The organism is Pseudomonas sp. B424, assembly GCF_055408345.1.
In genome coordinates this window covers 79,413-96,473 of sequence record NZ_JBUZTL010000017.1, presented here as the reverse complement: position 1 = coordinate 96,473, position 17,061 = coordinate 79,413, and the positions used below count along the sequence as shown (strand labels likewise).

Sequence of the window (17,061 nt, the reverse complement as noted above, 5' to 3'; positions counted from 1 at the left end):
TGCTCGCGATGGGAGCTGCGCCTTAGGCCTGAACACCGCAGCGATCTCATCGCGAGCAAGCCCGCTCCCACAGGGTGTGTAGTTAAGGCTTTTCTTCCACCATCCGGTCGCGATTGGCCAGGCCGGGGAACAGTTTTATCCACAGCCCCGTAACGACCAGCGTGCCGACCCCGCCCAGCACCACGGCAGGCACGGTGCCTAGCCAATGGGCGGTGGCGCCGGATTCGAATTCGCCCAGTTGATTGGATGCGCCAATAAATAAGCCGTTAACCGCACTGACCCGGCCGCGCATTTCATCCGGGGTCTCAAGCTGCACGAATGAAGCGCGGATCACCATGCTGATCATGTCCGCTGCCCCGAGTACCACCAGCACCGCCATGGAAAACCAGAAAGAGGTCGACAGGCCGAACGCGATGGTCGCGACCCCGAATAGCCCCACGGCGGTAAACATGACGCGCCCGACCTTGCGCTCCACCGGGAACCTGGCCAGCCACAGCGACATCAGCAAGGCACCGACCGCCGGTGCCGAGCGCAACATGCCCAGGCCCCAGGGGCCGGTGAGCAGGATGTCTTTGGCAAACACCGGCAGCAACGCCGTGGCGCCGCCCAGCAGTACCGCAAACAGGTCAAGGGAGATGGCCCCCAGGACATCAGGGCGGCTGCGGATAAAGCGAATGCCTGCCAGTAACGAGTTCAGCGTCGCCTTGCCCTTGTTCAACGGCAACTGACGGGCGGGCAGGGTGCTCATCAGCAATGCGGCTATCAGATACAGCGCTACGCTCGGGCCATACACCCACACACTGCCAAACGCATACAGCAACCCGCCAAACGCCGGCGCGACGATGGTGGCTGACTGCTGCGCCGCTTGTGCGGCCGCCACTGCGCGCGGGAACAGTTCAACCGGAACGATCGAAGGCAGCAGCGCCTGGGTGGCGGGCATCTCGAAGGAGCGGGCGGCGCCCAGCACAAAGGCCAGGATAAAGATCATTTCCCGGGTGATGTGATCGCTTGCACTGCTGATGGCCAGTATCAGGGCAATCATCGCCTGCAGCGACTGGCAGAGGGCCGCCACCCGGCGCCGGTCATAGCGGTCGGCCACATGCCCGGTGTGCAGCATGAACAGCAGGCGCGGCGCGAACTCAATCAAGCCGACCCAACCCAGGTCCATTACATTGCCGGTGAGCTGGTAGAGGTTCCAGCCAATGGCCACGGTCAGCATCTGAAACGCACTGGCGGTGAAGATGCGGGCAAACCAGAAGGCCACAAATGGCCGGTGATGGCGTAGCAGGAGGGGCTGGCTGGTCATTTGGAGGAAGAGTGGCCGAGGACAGGGGGCTCGAGATTATCATTATTCTGTAACAATTGATGACCCGGAACATGAAGGTTTCCGGTCACCCAAACCCCGACTGAAAATCTGCTTTGGGCGATTCCTTGCTGTTCTTGCAACGGTCTATATCAAGGCCTGAGGCATCGTGTCACGCGACAACAAACCACATTAGCCGTGTGTCAGGAATGGACTACTCTTTCATCCATGCTTGATCCAGATCAAGACCTCCAAGAGGTTTTCTGGATGGCCAGCCGGCCAGAACCCTTTGCGTTGTGGTTAAAAGAGCGAAGCTCGATTCGCTGTGGCCATGGCCTGCGGGGGTAGTTGGATACAGGCGCGATGCTTGTGTCCTCAACGACCTGATACCTGATAGAGGAAGACTTATGTTCGGTTTGGAGGCTCTCGATCTCGCCCGAATCCAGTTCGCGTTTACCATATCGTTTCACATCATTTTTCCCGCCATTACCATCGGTCTCGCCAGTTATTTGATGGTGCTCGAAGGGATGTGGCTGAAAACCCGTGACGATACGTACCGCGACCTGTACCACTTTTGGTCGAAGATATTCGCCGTCAACTTTGGGATGGGCGTGGTGTCGGGCCTGGTCATGGCCTATCAGTTCGGTACGAACTGGTCGAGGTTTTCGGACTTTGCCGGGGCTGTTACCGGGCCGCTGCTGACCTATGAAGTACTGACCGCATTTTTCCTTGAAGCAGGTTTTCTGGGCGTGATGCTGTTTGGCTGGAACCGCGTCGGTCGCGGGATGCATTTCTTCTCGACCGCAATGGTAGCCCTGGGGACGTTGGTCTCGACCTTCTGGATCCTGGCGTCCAACAGCTGGATGCAAACCCCGCAGGGCTTCGAAATCATTGATGGCAGGGTGATTCCGGTGGACTGGCTGGCGGTGATTTTCAACCCGTCATTCCCTTACCGTCTGGCGCACATGGCCACGGCGGCCTTTGTGGCCACGGCATTTTTTGTCGGCGCTTCGGCGGCCTGGCACTTGCTGCGCGGTCGTAACACGCCGGCCATTCGCCGCATGTTCTCGATGGCGATGTGGATGGCTTTGGTGGTTGCGCCGGTACAGGCGCTGATCGGCGATGCCCACGGTTTGAACACCCTTGAGTATCAGCCAGCAAAAATCGCGGCCATGGAAGGTCACTGGGAGAACAAACCCGGTGAGGCCACGCCGCTGATTCTGTTTGGCATCCCGAACATGAAGACCGAAACCACGGACTACAAGATTCAAGTTCCTTACTTGGGAAGCCTGATCCTGACCCATAGCCTGGACAAGCAAATTCCGGCCCTGAAGGACTTCCCGGCAGCGGATCGTCCGAACTCGACCATCGTGTTCTTTACCTTCCGCATCATGGTGGCGCTGGGCATGCTGATGATCTTTATCGGCCTGTGGAGCCTGTGGCTGCGCAAACGCGGCACCCTGTACGAAAACCGCTTGTTCTTGCGTATGGTGCTGTGGATGGGGCCGTCCGGCCTGATCGCGATTCTGGCAGGCTGGTTCACCACCGAGATCGGTCGCCAGCCGTGGGTGGTCTACGGGCTGATGCGCACTGCGGATGCCTCGTCCAATCACAGCGTCATGCAAATGAGCATCACGCTGGTCATGTTTGTAGTGGTGTATTTCTCGCTGTTCGGTGTGGGCCTGGGCTACATGATGCGTCTGGTACGCAAGGGCCCGATCACTCACGAAGGCGATGACGACACCCACGGTGGCCCAGGCCAGCAACGCACGCCTGCCCGTCCTCTGTCTGCTGCCCATGAGGGTACAGATGAAGGCCACAGCGACAGCCTGACTAAGGGGAATTGAGTCATGGGTATTGATCTGCCACTTATCTGGGCAATCATCATCATCTTCGGGATCATGATGTACGTGGTCATGGATGGTTTCGATCTCGGGATCGGCATCCTCTTCCCCTTTATCAAGGGCGAGAGTGACCGCGATGTGATGATGAACACGGTTGCTCCCGTCTGGGACGGCAACGAAACCTGGCTGGTACTGGGTGGTGCGGCGTTGTTTGGCGCCTTCCCGCTGGCCTATTCGGTGGTGTTGTCGGCGCTGTACCTGCCCCTGATGCTGATGCTGATGGGTTTGATCTTTCGCGGCGTGGCCTTTGAGTTCCGCTTCAAGGCGCGGCCGGAAAAACGCCATATCTGGGACAAGTCCTTCATTGGCGGCTCGCTCGTGGCCACTTTCTTTCAGGGCGTGGCGCTGGGGGCCTTCATTGATGGCATCCCGGTGGTTAATCGAGAATACGCAGGGGGCGGGCTGGACTGGCTGTCGCCGTTTACCGTGTTCTGCGGCATCGCGCTGATCGTGGCCTATGCGTTGCTCGGCTGCACCTGGCTGATCATGAAGACCGAAGGTCATCTGCAGGAGCGCATGCACAAGCTGGGCCGCCCTCTGGCGCTGGCCGTGCTGGTGCTGATGGGTATCGTCAGCCTGTGGACACCCCTGGCGCACACCGACATTGCCGCGCGCTGGTTCACGCTGCCGAACCTGTTCTGGTTCCTGCCGGTTCCGATCCTGGTGCTGGTGACGATGTACGGTCTGCTCAAGGCGATAGCGCGCAAGGCTCACTACACGCCGTTTTTGTTGACCCTGGTACTGATCTTCCTGGGCTACAGCGGTCTGGGTATCAGCCTGTGGCCGAACATCATCCCGCCTTCGATCTCGATCTGGGAAGCCGCTGCACCGCCGCAAAGCCAGGGCTTCATGCTGGTGGGCACCTTGTTCATCATCCCGTTCATTCTGGGTTACACCTTCTGGAGCTACTACGTGTTCCGCGGCAAGGTCACCCACGAAGACGGTTATCACTAGTAGCAACTGCCGCTGTGGCCTGAGGGCCACAGCCTTTTCCCCAAGAGGAGGCCTGAACATGGCTGGCAAGGATTATCTACACGACGTGCAAGAGTGCGAGAAGAAGCCGTTATGGCAACGTATCGGCTGGCTGCTGGTGATCTGGACCGCCAGCGTGGCGAGCCTGGGCGTGTTTGCCTGGCTGATTCGCCTGTTCATGACGGCGGCCGGTATGAAAACCCACTGATGGTCAGACAATAAAAAACCCTCTTCGGAGGGTTTTTTATTGTGTGGGCTGGGTGTGCTTACTTGCGCGCCTTGAGAATCACGAACTTTGGCGTGGCGGCGACTTGCTCGACACCGCGAAACAGCTTGGCCAGCTTGCTGTGGTAACCCAGATGGCGATTACCCACGATGTACAGCGCACCGCCGACCACCAGCGCTTCACGCGCCTGCTGGAACATGCGCCAGGCCAGAAAGTCCCCTACCACCTGTTGCTGGTGAAATGGCGGGTTGCACAGCACCACGTCCAGAGAGTCCGGCGCCTGGCTTGCCAGGCCGTCATCGGCCCGCACAATGACCTCGCGATCACCCAGCGCGGCCTGCCAGTTCTCGCGGGCGGACTGCACCGCCATGAAGGACTCATCAACCAGAGTGTATTGCGCCTGCGGGTTGTTCAGCGCACTGGCAATGGCCAGCACCCCATTGCCGCAGCCCAGGTCTGCAACCCGTGCCGACCCCAGGTTTGCTGGCAGGTGAGGCAGGAATGCCCGGGTGCCGATATCCAGGTCTTCGCGGCAAAACACGTTGGCGTGGTTGAGCAGCTCGATGGCGGGCTTGTCCAGGCGGTAGCGCGAAGGGTACGGGGAGGTAAATGGCCCCAGGGCCTGCGGCGTTGCAATCAGCAGGCGAGCCTTTTTTACCGCCAGCGAAGCTTGTACCGGGCCGATGTAACGCTCCAGCAGATCACCTGCGGCACGTGGCAAGTGTTTGACCATGGCAGCTGCGATCACCTGCGCGCCCGGCGCCAACTGGCCCTGCAGGCGGATAAGCTGCTCTTCGAGCAACGCCAGGGTTTTGGGCACGCGGATCAGTACGCAGTCGAAGGGGCCGACCAACGGTTCGCTGGCAGGGATGATCGAAACTGCATCGTAAGCATGGCCATTGAGCGTCAGGTTTTTTTCCAGCGCCTGCAGGGCGAGGAAGGAGTCGCTGCTGCTGGTGACACGCTGGGTGCCGACCAGGCTGACGGCCAGGGCACCAAAACTGTCATTGAGCACCAGCACCCGGCTGTTCGCGGGCAGCGCCTGTTCGGCCAAGTGATTAAGCAAATACTCATCCGCCGCATCGAAGGCCTGCAAGGGCTCGTTCTGCTGCTCGGGTTGGCGGATCAGGCGAAGTTGGGCGAAGGGGCTTTCTAGCACAGGCATTTATACAAACTCTGAGGAATCGGCAACTGCATGGCCCGGCCCTTGAGGGGGGCCTGGCTAACAGAGGAATCCGTGGGTTTTACAGGTGGGCGTGATTTTACTTTTTTTTGCAGCAGATTACCTGATGCGTTTGTCCGGCACGTGGCAGTGCCGGCTTACAGCAGGCCGGACTTGGCCGCCATGACCACAGCAGACGTCTTGTTGTTCGCCCCCAGCTTTCTGATGGCACTGCTGATATGAAAGTTCACGGTGCGGGTGCTCAGGCTCAGGATCGTACCAATGTCGGCGGCTATTTTGCCTTCGGCTGTCCACTTCAGGATTTCGATCTCCCGGCAGGACAAGCGGGTGATATGGATCTCCAGATTGTGGCGCAGGTGGGTGCGTTCGAGCATGGCAGCGTGCAGCTGGTTGCATAGCCACAAGACGTTGGCGACTTTGTCCGCGAACTCATTTTCGGTGAGAGGGGGATCTTTCCTGGCAAGGCTCAACATGCTTACAACGCCATTGGGGTCGTGGACCGATTGCGACCACCCATAGGTCAGCCCACAGGTTTGTGCCGCTTTCCACAACTCTGGAACTTCACGAAAAACGTAGGGGCTCCAAATGATAGGCACGATAGAAAGCTGGCAGTGAGCCACGAGCGGGTTTGCTTTCGACGAAGGGCCTTTCTCATACCGCTCAATGTAATCTTTTGGATAGTTTGTTATTACCTTGCTGTGCGTTACGACATTTCCGAGCCTAGGAATCATTCGGAAAAAGAAATAGTCGAAGCCATAGCCTTCTATCCGTTTGAGTGTGTAGGAACGTAACTCTGTCTCGCTACTGCAAGCAACGTACTGGTTGAAGCTGATTGTATGGTGAGCGGTCATGAGGCGCTCCTGCGACCTTGAAGTTACTGGGGGAGTTGCGGGTATCCTAGTAGATAATTTTAGTTGCCACTTCAAATAATACTAAATACTTAATAAGTAAATATTATCTATGGGCGGTGGGGCGATTGCTTAAATATGCAGAAGATCATATTAAGAGTGTGTTTGATTGGACTTTTTGGTCGCGTCTATATAGCGGTTATGCATTTGTAAATAGTGGCTGTGTCGGAACTATTTGCATTAACTATTACAGTTATTGCGTTTTGGGCCCGCATTTGCAGGGCGACAGTCTGCCGCAAAGCCACCACAAACCATCGGTGTTTCTCCGGGGCTCTTTGCGCGACACTAGGGCCATTCGCCATTGGAGTGTCCCATGACTGCCAGCGCAGAAAAATTCACCCAGCAGACGCTGACCGATGTCACCCCCCTGACCCCCAGCCTGTTTACATTGCGCACCACCCGCGACGCAGGTTTTCGTTTTCGCGCGGGTCAATTTGCCAGGCTGGGGGTGACCAAGGCCGACGGCAGCACGGTGTGGCGCGCTTATTCCATGGTTTCGTCGCCCCATGACGAGTTTCTGGAGTTTTTTTCGATTGTGGTGCCGGGCGGAGAATTCACCAGTGAGCTCAGTCGCTTGCAAGTAGGCGACAACTTGATGGTAGAGCGCCAGGCGTTCGGTTTTTTGACCCTGGACCGTTTTGTCGACGGGCGTGACCTGTGGTTGCTTGCGACAGGGACCGGCATCGCGCCGTTTTTGTCGATCCTGCAGGATTTTGAAGTGTGGGAAAAGTTCGAGCGTATTGTGCTGGTTTACAGTGCAAGGGAAGCACGGGAGCTGGCCTATCAGGACCTGATCGCCGGGTTATGTTCGCGTGAGTACCTGGCCGAATATGCGCACAAGTTTGTGTATGTACCGATCGTCACCCGGGAGCGAGTACCCGGCGCATTGAACGCGCGCATTACCACGCTGATTGAAAGTGGCGAACTTGAACAGGCGGCGGGTATAGAGCTGACAGCCGAACATTCACGGGTCATGTTGTGCGGAAACCCGCAAATGATTGATGACACACGCAAGTTGCTCAAGACGCGGGATATGCAACTGAGCCTGAGCCGCCGGCCAGGGCAAGTCGCAGTTGAGAATTACTGGTAGTGTGAGTTTTGTATGTCGTGCGGCATAGAATAAATAACGGCGCCCTGGGGCGCCGTTATTTATGCCGGACAATTATGGCCGGTTGTTTTGCACTTTGAGCAGGTCGCGGATTTCGCCCAAAAGTTCTTCTTCTTTGGACGGCAGTGGCGGAGCACTCGGGGCGACGGCCTCTTCACGCTTGAGACGGTTGATTGCCTTTACACCCATAAAAATGGCAAACGCGACGATGACGAAATCGATCACGCTCTGGATGAATTTACCGTAGGCCACGACCACAGCTGGCGCATCGCCAACGGCCGCTTTAAGCGTAATGGCCAGGTCACTGAAGTCCACACCGCCAATCAACAACCCAAGCGGTGGCATGACAACGTCACCCACAAAGGACGAAACGATTTTGCCAAATGCCGCGCCGATGATGATACCGACGGCCATATCGACCACGTTCCCTTTGACCGCGAAGGCCTTGAACTCACTTATCACGCCCATTGGATATTCCTTGTTACAGATGAGGTTGGTGGGTGCAGTGTAATTCAGCATGGCAGATCATGCCTGCGCCGCTGTTTGCATATGTTCAGTAATCGACCTGATCAATGACCATAAGTTTTCTACTGCCCTGCAAGTGGCGCCAAATACGCGATTGATTACCCCAATGCCAGACCTTTTTTTCAATGGCCGGCTTGAGACCTTTCTATTTAGAGTTTGCCCCGCAGGCCTCTAGCCTCTGGTCAGCGCTGCTACGCGCATCCAATAACCAGAGGACATACGCATGACCACCTCCCTGGGCTTCGGCCTGGCTTCACAGCGCCGCCTGCTGTGTGTTTTAAGCGCCAGCCTGCTTTCGGTTTCGGTCCACGCCGCAACCCTGACCCGCGATAACGGTGCGGCTGTCGGTGATAACCAGAACTCTCAGACGGCAGGGGCCAACGGCCCGGTCTTGTTGCAGGACGTGCAGTTGCTGCAAAAGCTTCAGCGTTTTGACCGTGAGCGTATTCCGGAGCGGGTCGTGCATGCTCGCGGTACCGGTGCGCACGGCACGTTTACCGTCACCAATGACCTGAGCGACCTGACCAAAGCCCGTGTGTTCGCTGCAGGCGAAACCACCCCGGTATTTGTGCGGTTTTCGGCCGTGGTGCATGGCACCCATTCGCCAGAAACCCTGCGTGACCCGCGCGGCTTTGCCACCAAGTTCTACACCGCTGACGGTAACTGGGACCTGGTGGGCAACAACTTCCCGACGTTCTTTATTCGTGACGCGATCAAGTTCCCGGACATGGTTCACGCGTTCAAACCCGATCCGCGTACCAACCTTGACGACGACTCGCGCCGGTTCGACTTCTTCTCCCACGTGCCGGAAGCCACGCGCACCTTGACCGAGCTGTACTCCAACGCAGGTACCCCGGCCAGCTACCGCGAGATGGACGGTAACGGCGTACACGCCTACAAACTGGTAAATGCCAAGGGCGATGTACGTTATGTGAAGTTCCACTGGAAGAGCCTTCAGGGGCTGCACAACCTTGACCCGAAACAAGTGACTCAGGTTCAGGGCCAGGACTACAGCCACATGACTAACGATCTGGTCACTCACATCAACAAGGGCGATTTCCCCAAGTGGGACCTGTATGTGCAAGTGCTCAAGCCTGAAGACCTGAAGTCGTTTGATTTTGACCCGCTGGACGCCACCAAAATCTGGCCGGGCGTGCCTGAGCGCAAAGTCGGGCAAATGGTCCTGAACCGCAATCCGGCCAACGTCTTCCAGGAAACCGAGCAGGTCGCCATGGCCCCGGCCAACCTGGTACCGGGTATCGAGCCGTCCGAAGATCGCTTGCTGCAAGGTCGGGTGTTCTCGTATGCCGATACCCAGATGTACCGCCTGGGTGCCAACGCCCTGCAATTGCCGATCAACGCGCCGCGTGTTGCGGTGAACAATGGCAATCAGGACGGTGCGATGAACATCGGCCACACCAGCAGTGGTGTGAACTACCAGCCGAGCCGCTTGATGCCGCGTGAAGAGCCGCAAGCCGCGCGCTACATCGAAACGCCGCTGTCGGGCAGCACCCAGCAGGCGAAGATTCAGCGTGAGCAGAACTTTAAGCAGGCCGGTGATTTGTACCGCTCATTCAGCAAGAAAGAGCGTCAGGACCTGATTGAAAACTTCGGTGGCTCACTGGCGACAACAGACGATGAAAGCAAGCACATCATCCTGTCGTTCCTCTACAAGGCCGATCCAGAGTACGGCACAGGCGTGACCAAAGTGGCCAAGGGTGACCTGGCGCGGGTCAAGGCACTGGCTTCGAAACTGGTGGATTAACCTCCGGCCTTCACCCGGGCCTTCTCCCTTCAGGAAAGGGCCCGGGTGAGGGGCTTTTGATTCAAGCGAGCAATTGCAGGTTATCCACAATGCGTATGTTTATTTCCCTGGCCTTGCTGCTTGCCAGCGGCACCTGTCTCGCCGAAGAGCCGGATGTGCAAACACAGCTCCAGAATCATTATTTCGACGCCGCCCGTCGCGGTGACGTGGCGATGCTCGATACCTTTATCGAGTCGCACTACGGGCTCGATATCCAGGACAACAAAGGCTATACCGCGTTAATCCTTGCGGCCTACAACGGTCAGGGCGAGGCGGTTGAGCATTTGCTCAAGGCCGGCGCCAATGCCTGTGTGCAAGACCACCGCGGCAACACCGCCCTGATGGGCGCCATTTTCAAGGGCGAACTCATGATCGCCCGCCGTTTGCTCGCCACCGACTGCAACCCCGACCAGCGTAACGGCGCGGGGCAAACTGCAGCGATGTACGCGGGCCTGTTCAAGCGGGTCGAGTTGCTCAATGACTTGTCCGGCAAAGGCGCGGACCTGAATGCCGAAGATGCATCGGGTAACAGTGCCGCTCGGCTGGCCAATGGCGAAATCCGCATGCCAGTGTCGCGCTGATCACGGCCGGGTGGGCTATCATCGCGGTTTTTCCGTGGAGTTCAGATGGCCAAGCCCAAGCGCATTTACGGCTGCACCGAGTGCGGCGCAACCTTTCCCAAGTGGGCCGGGCAGTGTGGCGAGTGTGGCGTCTGGAACACCCTGGTCGAAACCATTGTAGAAAGCGGGGCGGCCGCGCCACCCAGTGCCCGTACCGGCTGGACCGGGCAACAGGCGCAGATCAAGACCCTGGCCGAAGTCAGCATCGCTGAAATCCCACGTTTCTCCACCGCCTCCGGCGAGCTTGACCGGGTGCTCGGTGGCGGTCTGGTTGATGGCTCAGTGGTGCTGATCGGCGGCGACCCGGGCATCGGCAAGTCGACGATCCTGCTGCAAACCCTGTGTCATATGGCCACGCGCATGCCTGCGCTGTATGTCACCGGTGAGGAATCCCAGCAGCAAGTGGCCATGCGCGCCCGGCGCCTGGGGCTGCCGCAGGATCAACTCAAGGTGATGACCGAAACCTGCATCGAAAGCATCATCGCCACCGCCAAGCTGGAAAAACCCAAGGTCATGGTGATCGACTCGATCCAGACCATCTTCACCGAACAGCTGCAATCGGCCCCGGGCGGCGTGTCGCAAGTGCGCGAGAGCGCGGCATTGCTGGTGCGTTATGCCAAGTCCAGCGGCACGGCGATTTTCCTGGTGGGCCACGTGACCAAAGAGGGGGCGCTGGCCGGCCCCCGGGTGCTGGAGCACATGGTGGATACCGTGTTGTATTTCGAGGGTGAGTCCGATGGCCGTTTGCGTTTGCTGCGGGCGGTGAAAAACCGCTTCGGCGCGGTCAACGAGCTGGGCGTGTTTGGTATGACCGACAAAGGCTTGAAAGAAGTCTCCAACCCGTCTGCGATTTTTCTTACTCGCGCTCAGGAAGAAGTGCCGGGCAGTGTGGTCATGGCCACTTGGGAAGGCACCCGGCCCATGCTGGTGGAAGTGCAGGCACTGGTGGATGACAGCCATATGTCCAACCCGCGTCGTGTGACCCTGGGCCTGGACCAGAATCGCCTGGCCATGTTGCTGGCGGTCCTGCACCGCCACGGTGGTATTCCCACTCACGATCAGGACGTGTTCCTCAACGTTGTGGGCGGAGTCAAAGTGTTGGAGACCGCATCAGACCTGGCGTTGATGGCGGCCGTGATGTCCAGCCTGCGCAACCGGCCGCTGCCCCATGACCTGCTGGTGTTCGGCGAAGTCGGCCTGTCTGGCGAAGTACGCCCCGTGCCAAGCGGTCAGGAGCGGCTTAAAGAAGCGGCCAAGCACGGCTTCAAACGCGCCATCGTGCCCAAAGGCAATGCCCCGAAAGAATCTCCGCCAGGTTTGCAGGTTATTGGTGTGACCCGCCTGGAGCAGGCGCTGGATGCGCTGTTCGAATAATGACCTGGTCCGGCCAGCACAAATCCGCAAAAGAAGGCTCTAGATCAACGCCAGGGGGTGGCCTTTAGAGCTGGTAGCGCTAAACTCCGGGGGCAAACCTTCTTGTCCAACTGGCCGGAATATAAAAATGAATAATAAAAATAGCCTGCTACGCCACATCCCGTGGCTGGTGCTGGCAATTGTAGGAGCCTGCGCCTTGGGCGTAGTGGCCTTGCGTCGAGGCGAGGCGATCAACGCCTTGTGGATCGTAGTGGCAGCTGTTGCCATCTATCTGGTTGCTTATCGTTATTACAGTTTGTTTATCGCTACTAAAGTGATGCAGCTGGACCCACTGCGTGCAACACCGGCGGTGGTCAATAACGACGGTCTGGACTACGTGCCAACCAACAAACACATTCTTTTTGGTCACCACTTTGCCGCCATTGCTGGCGCCGGGCCTCTGGTCGGGCCGGTCCTGGCCGCGCAAATGGGCTACCTGCCGGGCACACTCTGGCTGATCGCCGGTGTGGTGCTGGCCGGCGCGGTGCAGGACTTTATGGTTCTGTTCATGTCCACCCGCCGCAACGGTCGCTCTTTGGGCGATATGGTGCGCGAGGAAATGGGCAAGGTGCCTGGCACCATCGCGCTGTTTGGCTGCTTCCTGATCATGATCATCATCCTTGCGGTGCTGGCGCTGATCGTGGTCAAAGCCTTGGCCGAGAGCCCTTGGGGCATGTTCACGGTGATGGCAACCATCCCGATCGCGATGTTCATGGGCATTTACATGCGCTACATCCGCCCGGGTCGTATTGGTGAGATCTCGGTCGTCGGCGTACTGCTGTTGCTCGGTTCGATCTGGCTGGGGGGCCAGATTGCGGCCAGCCCGGAGTGGGCCCCGGTATTTACCTTCACCGGTACGCAAATCACCTGGATGCTGATCGGTTACGGCTTTGTGGCAGCGGTACTGCCGGTTTGGCTGGTACTGGCACCACGTGACTATCTGTCGACATTCCTCAAGATCGGCACCATCGTGGCCCTGGCCATCGGCATTCTGGTCACCATGCCCGAGCTGAAAATGCCGGCACTGACCCAGTTCACCGACGGCACCGGCCCTGTGTGGAAAGGCGGTCTGTTTCCGTTCCTGTTCATCACTATTGCCTGCGGCGCGGTGTCGGGTTTCCACGCACTGATTGCCTCGGGTACTACACCCAAGCTGCTGGATAACGAATGCAACTCCCGTTACATCGGCTACGGCGCGATGTTGATGGAGTCCTTCGTGGCCATCATGGCAATGGTTGCCGCTTCGGTCATCGAGCCGGGTGTGTACTTCGCCATGAACAGCCCGGCGGCCATCGTCGGCGGTGATGTGGTGACTGTTGCGCAAACCGTTAGCAGCTGGGGTTTTGCAATTACTCCGGATGCACTGACAGCATTGGCCCATGACATCGGTGAAACCACCGTCCTGGCCCGCGCCGGCGGTGCGCCGACACTGGCTGTGGGTATCGCCCAGATCCTGCACAACGTGCTGCCGGGCGAAAACACCATGGCGTTCTGGTATCACTTCGCCATTTTGTTTGAGGCCCTGTTCATCCTGACGGCCGTTGACGCCGGTACCCGTGCCGGTCGCTTTATGCTGCAAGACTTGCTCGGCAGCTTTGTGCCTGCACTCAAGCGTACCGAGTCCTGGGGCGCCAACTTGCTGGCAACCGGTCTGTGTGTGGCAATGTGGGGTTACCTGCTGTACCAGGGTGTGATCGACCCTCTGGGCGGCATCAACACCTTGTGGCCGCTGTTCGGCATCTCTAACCAGATGCTGGCGGGTATCGCGCTGATGCTGGCGACCGTTGTGCTGATCAAAATGAAGCGCCAGCGCTACATCTGGGTAACCATGACCCCGGCGGTCTGGTTGCTGATCTGCACCACCTACGCAGGCTTTATCAAGCTGTTCGACGCCAACCCGGCGGTCGGCTTCCTGGCGCTGGCCAACAAATACAGTACGGCCCTGGAAGCGGGTCAGGTGATTGCCCCGGCGAAAAACATCGACCAGATGCAGCACGTGATCATCAATGCCTACACCAACGCCGGTCTGACCGTGCTGTTCCTGTTCGTGGTGTTCAGCATTCTGTTCTATGCGGTAAAAGTGGGTGCAGCGGCCTGGGGTCGTAAAGAGCGTACGGATAAAGAGTCGCCGTACCAAACCGTTCCAGACGCTTAACAGAGGATTGCAGCCATGTTCAATGACCTGAGTCGCCTCGGTAAATACCTCGGTCAGGCCGCGCGCCTGATGGTCGGCATGCCCGACTACGACAACTACGTCGAGCATATGCAAACCAAACACCCGGACAAGCCGGTCATGACCTACGAGGCGTTCTTTCGCGAACGCCAGGAGGCCCGTTACGGCGGCAAGGGTGGGCCCAAGTGCTGTTAACCCGTTAAGGGCGAGTGGTATCTGATTGTGGGAGCGGGCTTGCCCGCGATGGCATCGGCTCGGTATGACTGAGCGATTTAATGCCATCGTGGTCAAGCCCGCTCCCACATTTGTTTTGCGTCATTTTCAAGGAGATTTGTGCATGTCCCCTCCAATCCCCGTCACCATCCTCAGCGGGTTTCTCGGTGCCGGCAAAACCACCTTGTTGCGCCATCTGCTCAAGGCCGAGCACGGGCTGAAAATCGCTGTGATCGAAAACGAATTCAGCGATGCCGGGATCGACACCCAGCTGTTGGGCGACGAGCCGGTGCAAGTGATGACCCTGTCCAATGGTTGCGTGTGCTGCACCATCCACACCGACCTGACCAAGGCGTTGTACCTGTTGCTTGAGCGCCTGGACAGCGGCGAAATTGCCTTCGACCGGCTGGTGATCGAATGCACTGGCCTGGCGGACCCTGCGCCTGTGGCACAAACCTTTTTTATCGACGAAGAACTGCGCGAGCGTTATCTGCTGGACGGCATCATCACCCTGGTGGACGCGGCCCACGCCGATGTACACCTGAGCCAGACCATTGCCCAGGCGCAAATCGGCTTTGCCGACCGCCTGCTGGTGAGCAAGCGCGACCTGGTGGACGACGCCACTTTTGATGCCCTGTGCGAGCGCCTGACCCGCATCAACTGCCGCGCGCCGATTAGCGTGGTCGAGCACGGCAAGATTGATCTGGCCGAGCTGCTGGATGTACGCGGGTTTAACCTCAACGCAGACCTGGGTGGCGGCCTGAGCTTGCGCCCGGTGCAGCCTGCGGCGTCCATTGACCGCATCACCAGCCTGGTACTGCGCACCGACACGCCACTGGATATCGACAGCCTCAGCGCATTTATGAATGAGCTGCTCGAAGATCACGGCAAACAGTTACTGCGCTACAAAGGCGTGCTGAGCATTGCGGGCGAAGATCGCAGGCTGGTGTTCCAGGGCGTGCTCAAGCTGTATGGCTTTGATTGGGACACTGAATGGGCTGAAGGTGAGTCGCGTGAAAGCGTGATGGTGTTTATTGCCGATGATTTGCCTGAGGCCAAGATCCGTGAGGGTTTTGCCCGGCTTGGGGCCTGAGTGAGGGCTTTTGATCTGTTGTCGCCGGGGCAGGCGACTTGCAAGTAAGCGCCCACAAAAAAGCCCGGCACATGGCCGTAATGCTGTTCATTTATAGAGCAACGCTACTCAATTGTGGGAGCGAGCTTGCTCGCGATGGTCTTCAGAGCGACGCATTTACTCAGTAAATACGCGTCATCGTTTACGACCATCGCGAGCAAGTCGAACCGTCGCACCGCCGCGCCCACAGAGTTAGAGATCGCTTAAGTGAACAGCATTACGGCACATGGCCGGGCTTTTTGTTCAGCTGTTTACACTCAGTTGCCGTAAACCGGCAGCTTGGCGCAAATGGCTTTTACTTTCTCGCGAACAGCGTCAATCACGGTTTCGTCAGTGATGTTGTCCAGGATGTCGCAGATCCAGGTCGCCAGTTCACGGCATTCTTCTACTTTGAAGCCGCGAGTGGTAACAGCCGGAGTGCCGAAACGCAGACCCGAAGTCACGAACGGGGAGCGTGGATCGTTCGGTACGGAGTTTTTGTTTACGGTGATGAACGCTTTGCCCAGTGCGGCGTCAGCGTCTTTACCCGAGATGTCTTGCTTGATCAGCGACAGCAGGAACAGGTGGTTTTCAGTACCGCCCGATACCACGTCAAAACCGCGCTCGATAAATACCGATGCCATGGCTTGCGCGTTTTTCACGACTTGTTGCTGGTAAGCCTTGAACTCTGGTTGCAGAGCTTCCTTGAAGCACACGGCCTTGGCGGCGATGACGTGCTCCAGCGGGCCACCTTGCGAACCCGGGAATACGGCCGAGTTCAGCTTCTTCTCGATGTCGGCGTTGGCTTTGGCCAGGATCAGGCCACCACGTGGACCGCGCAGGGTTTTGTGGGTAGTGGTGGTCACTACGTCAGCAAACGGAACCGGGTTCGGGTAAACGCCTGCAGCAACCAGACCGGCTACGTGAGCCATGTCCACGAACAGGTAGGCGCCAACCTTGTCAGCAATGGCGCGGAAACGCGGGAAGTCCAGGATCTGCGAGTAGGCAGAGAAACCGGCCACGATCATTTTTGGCTTGTGCTCAACAGCCAGGCGCTCGACTTCGTCATAGTCGATCAGGCCGTTGGCGTCGATGCCGTACTGGATGGCGTTGTACAGCTTGCCCGAGGACGAAACGCTGGCGCCGTGGGTCAAGTGACCGCCGTGGGCCAGGCTCATGCCCAGGATGGTGTCGCCAGCCGACAGAAGGGCCAGGTAAACAGCGCTGTTGGCCTGGGAGCCGGCGTGCGGCTGAACGTTGGCGTAATCGGCGCCGAACAGTTCTTTTGCACGGTCGATAGCCAGTTGCTCAACCACGTCGACGTATTCACAGCCGCCGTAGTAGCGCTTGCCCGGGTAACCTTCGGCGTATTTGTTGGTCAGCACCGAGCCTTGAGCTTCCATGACCGCTGGGCTGGTGTAGTTTTCCGAAGCGATCAGCTCAATATGTTCTTCCTGGCGCTGAGCTTCTTGCTCCATGGCGGCAAAAAGGTCGGCGTCGAACTTGGCAAGTGTCAAATCACGGCTGAACATGGCGGTCCTCAAGGATCGGGGGCAGAAAAGGAGGGCATTCTAACTCAATGGATTTTATCTGGCATA

The 17,061-nt window shown here is 58.3% G+C and carries 15 protein-coding genes; 10 read left to right on the top strand and 5 right to left on the bottom strand.

What is annotated here, in order from left to right:
* Window positions 1-82 precede the first annotated feature (82 nt).
* Window positions 83-1,306 (bottom strand): MFS transporter, encoded by a 1,224-nt coding sequence (locus tag ACZRMS_RS18575; protein WP_463996488.1) that lies wholly within the window; start codon window positions 1,304-1,306, stop codon window positions 83-85.
* 404 nt (window positions 1,307-1,710) lie between these two features.
* On the opposite strand from ACZRMS_RS18575, the gene ACZRMS_RS18570 reads away from it, so the two are divergent.
* Genes ACZRMS_RS18570 through ACZRMS_RS18560 form a run of 3 tightly spaced genes read left to right on the top strand, consistent with a single transcriptional unit; the run spans window position 1,711 to window position 4,387 of the window.
* Window positions 1,711-3,150 (top strand): cytochrome ubiquinol oxidase subunit I, encoded by a 1,440-nt coding sequence (locus tag ACZRMS_RS18570; protein WP_463996487.1) that lies wholly within the window; start codon window positions 1,711-1,713, stop codon window positions 3,148-3,150.
* 3 nt (window positions 3,151-3,153) lie between these two features.
* Entirely contained in the window at window positions 3,154-4,161 is a 1,008-nt protein-coding gene (gene cydB / locus ACZRMS_RS18565; RefSeq protein ID WP_463996486.1) for a cytochrome d ubiquinol oxidase subunit II, read from the top strand.
* Window positions 4,162-4,219: 58 nt separating this feature from the next.
* On the top strand, window positions 4,220-4,387 hold the full coding sequence (locus ACZRMS_RS18560) for a DUF2474 domain-containing protein (RefSeq protein ID WP_048359305.1): 168 nt from the start codon (window positions 4,220-4,222) through the stop codon (window positions 4,385-4,387).
* Between the two features lie 58 nt (window positions 4,388-4,445).
* On the opposite strand, the gene ACZRMS_RS18555 is transcribed toward ACZRMS_RS18560, so the two are convergent.
* Together ACZRMS_RS18555 and ACZRMS_RS18550 are read right to left on the bottom strand one after the other, a co-directional pair.
* A complete protein-coding gene (locus tag ACZRMS_RS18555; protein ID WP_463996485.1) occupies window positions 4,446-5,570 on the bottom strand; it encodes a methyltransferase in 1,125 nt (374 codons plus the stop codon).
* A 155-nt stretch (window positions 5,571-5,725) separates the two neighbouring features.
* A complete protein-coding gene (locus ACZRMS_RS18550) occupies window positions 5,726-6,439 on the bottom strand; it encodes an autoinducer binding domain-containing protein (RefSeq protein WP_463996484.1) in 714 nt (237 codons plus the stop codon).
* A 370-nt stretch (window positions 6,440-6,809) separates the two neighbouring features.
* Between ACZRMS_RS18550 and ACZRMS_RS18545 the strand changes: the two genes are divergently transcribed.
* Entirely contained in the window at window positions 6,810-7,586 is a 777-nt protein-coding gene (locus tag ACZRMS_RS18545) for a ferredoxin--NADP reductase (RefSeq protein WP_463996483.1), read from the top strand.
* Window positions 7,587-7,658: 72 nt separating this feature from the next.
* Here ACZRMS_RS18545 and mscL read toward each other — a convergent pair whose 3' ends face one another.
* A complete protein-coding gene (mscL, locus tag ACZRMS_RS18540) occupies window positions 7,659-8,072 on the bottom strand; it encodes a large-conductance mechanosensitive channel protein MscL (protein ID WP_463996482.1) in 414 nt (137 codons plus the stop codon).
* A gap of 280 nt (window positions 8,073-8,352) precedes the next feature.
* Between mscL and katB the strand changes: the two genes are divergently transcribed.
* The 6 genes from katB (at window position 8,353) to yjiA (ending at window position 15,445) form a co-directional block, all read left to right on the top strand.
* On the top strand, window positions 8,353-9,894 hold the full coding sequence (katB, locus tag ACZRMS_RS18535; RefSeq protein WP_463996481.1) for a catalase KatB: 1,542 nt from the start codon (window positions 8,353-8,355) through the stop codon (window positions 9,892-9,894).
* A gap of 89 nt (window positions 9,895-9,983) precedes the next feature.
* On the top strand, window positions 9,984-10,514 hold the full coding sequence (locus tag ACZRMS_RS18530; protein ID WP_463996480.1) for an ankyrin repeat domain-containing protein: 531 nt from the start codon (window positions 9,984-9,986) through the stop codon (window positions 10,512-10,514).
* Between the two features lie 45 nt (window positions 10,515-10,559).
* Window positions 10,560-11,927, top strand: a complete 1,368-nt coding sequence (gene radA / locus ACZRMS_RS18525) for a DNA repair protein RadA (protein ID WP_463944470.1) — start codon at window positions 10,560-10,562, stop codon at window positions 11,925-11,927.
* Between the two features lie 127 nt (window positions 11,928-12,054).
* The gene (locus ACZRMS_RS18520; RefSeq protein ID WP_463996479.1) at window positions 12,055-14,121 is read left to right on the top strand and encodes a carbon starvation CstA family protein; all 2,067 of its coding nucleotides are present in this window, start codon (window positions 12,055-12,057) and stop codon (window positions 14,119-14,121) included.
* Between the two features lie 15 nt (window positions 14,122-14,136).
* Window positions 14,137-14,334, top strand: coding sequence for a YbdD/YjiX family protein (locus ACZRMS_RS18515; protein WP_003443968.1), 198 nt, complete (start codon window positions 14,137-14,139; stop codon window positions 14,332-14,334).
* Between the two features lie 142 nt (window positions 14,335-14,476).
* Window positions 14,477-15,445, top strand: a complete 969-nt coding sequence (gene yjiA, locus ACZRMS_RS18510; protein WP_463996478.1) for a GTPase — start codon at window positions 14,477-14,479, stop codon at window positions 15,443-15,445.
* A 296-nt stretch (window positions 15,446-15,741) separates the two neighbouring features.
* Here yjiA and glyA read toward each other — a convergent pair whose 3' ends face one another.
* The gene (gene glyA / locus ACZRMS_RS18505; RefSeq protein WP_463996477.1) at window positions 15,742-16,995 is read right to left on the bottom strand and encodes a serine hydroxymethyltransferase; all 1,254 of its coding nucleotides are present in this window, start codon (window positions 16,993-16,995) and stop codon (window positions 15,742-15,744) included.
* Window positions 16,996-17,061: the final 66 nt, after the last annotated feature.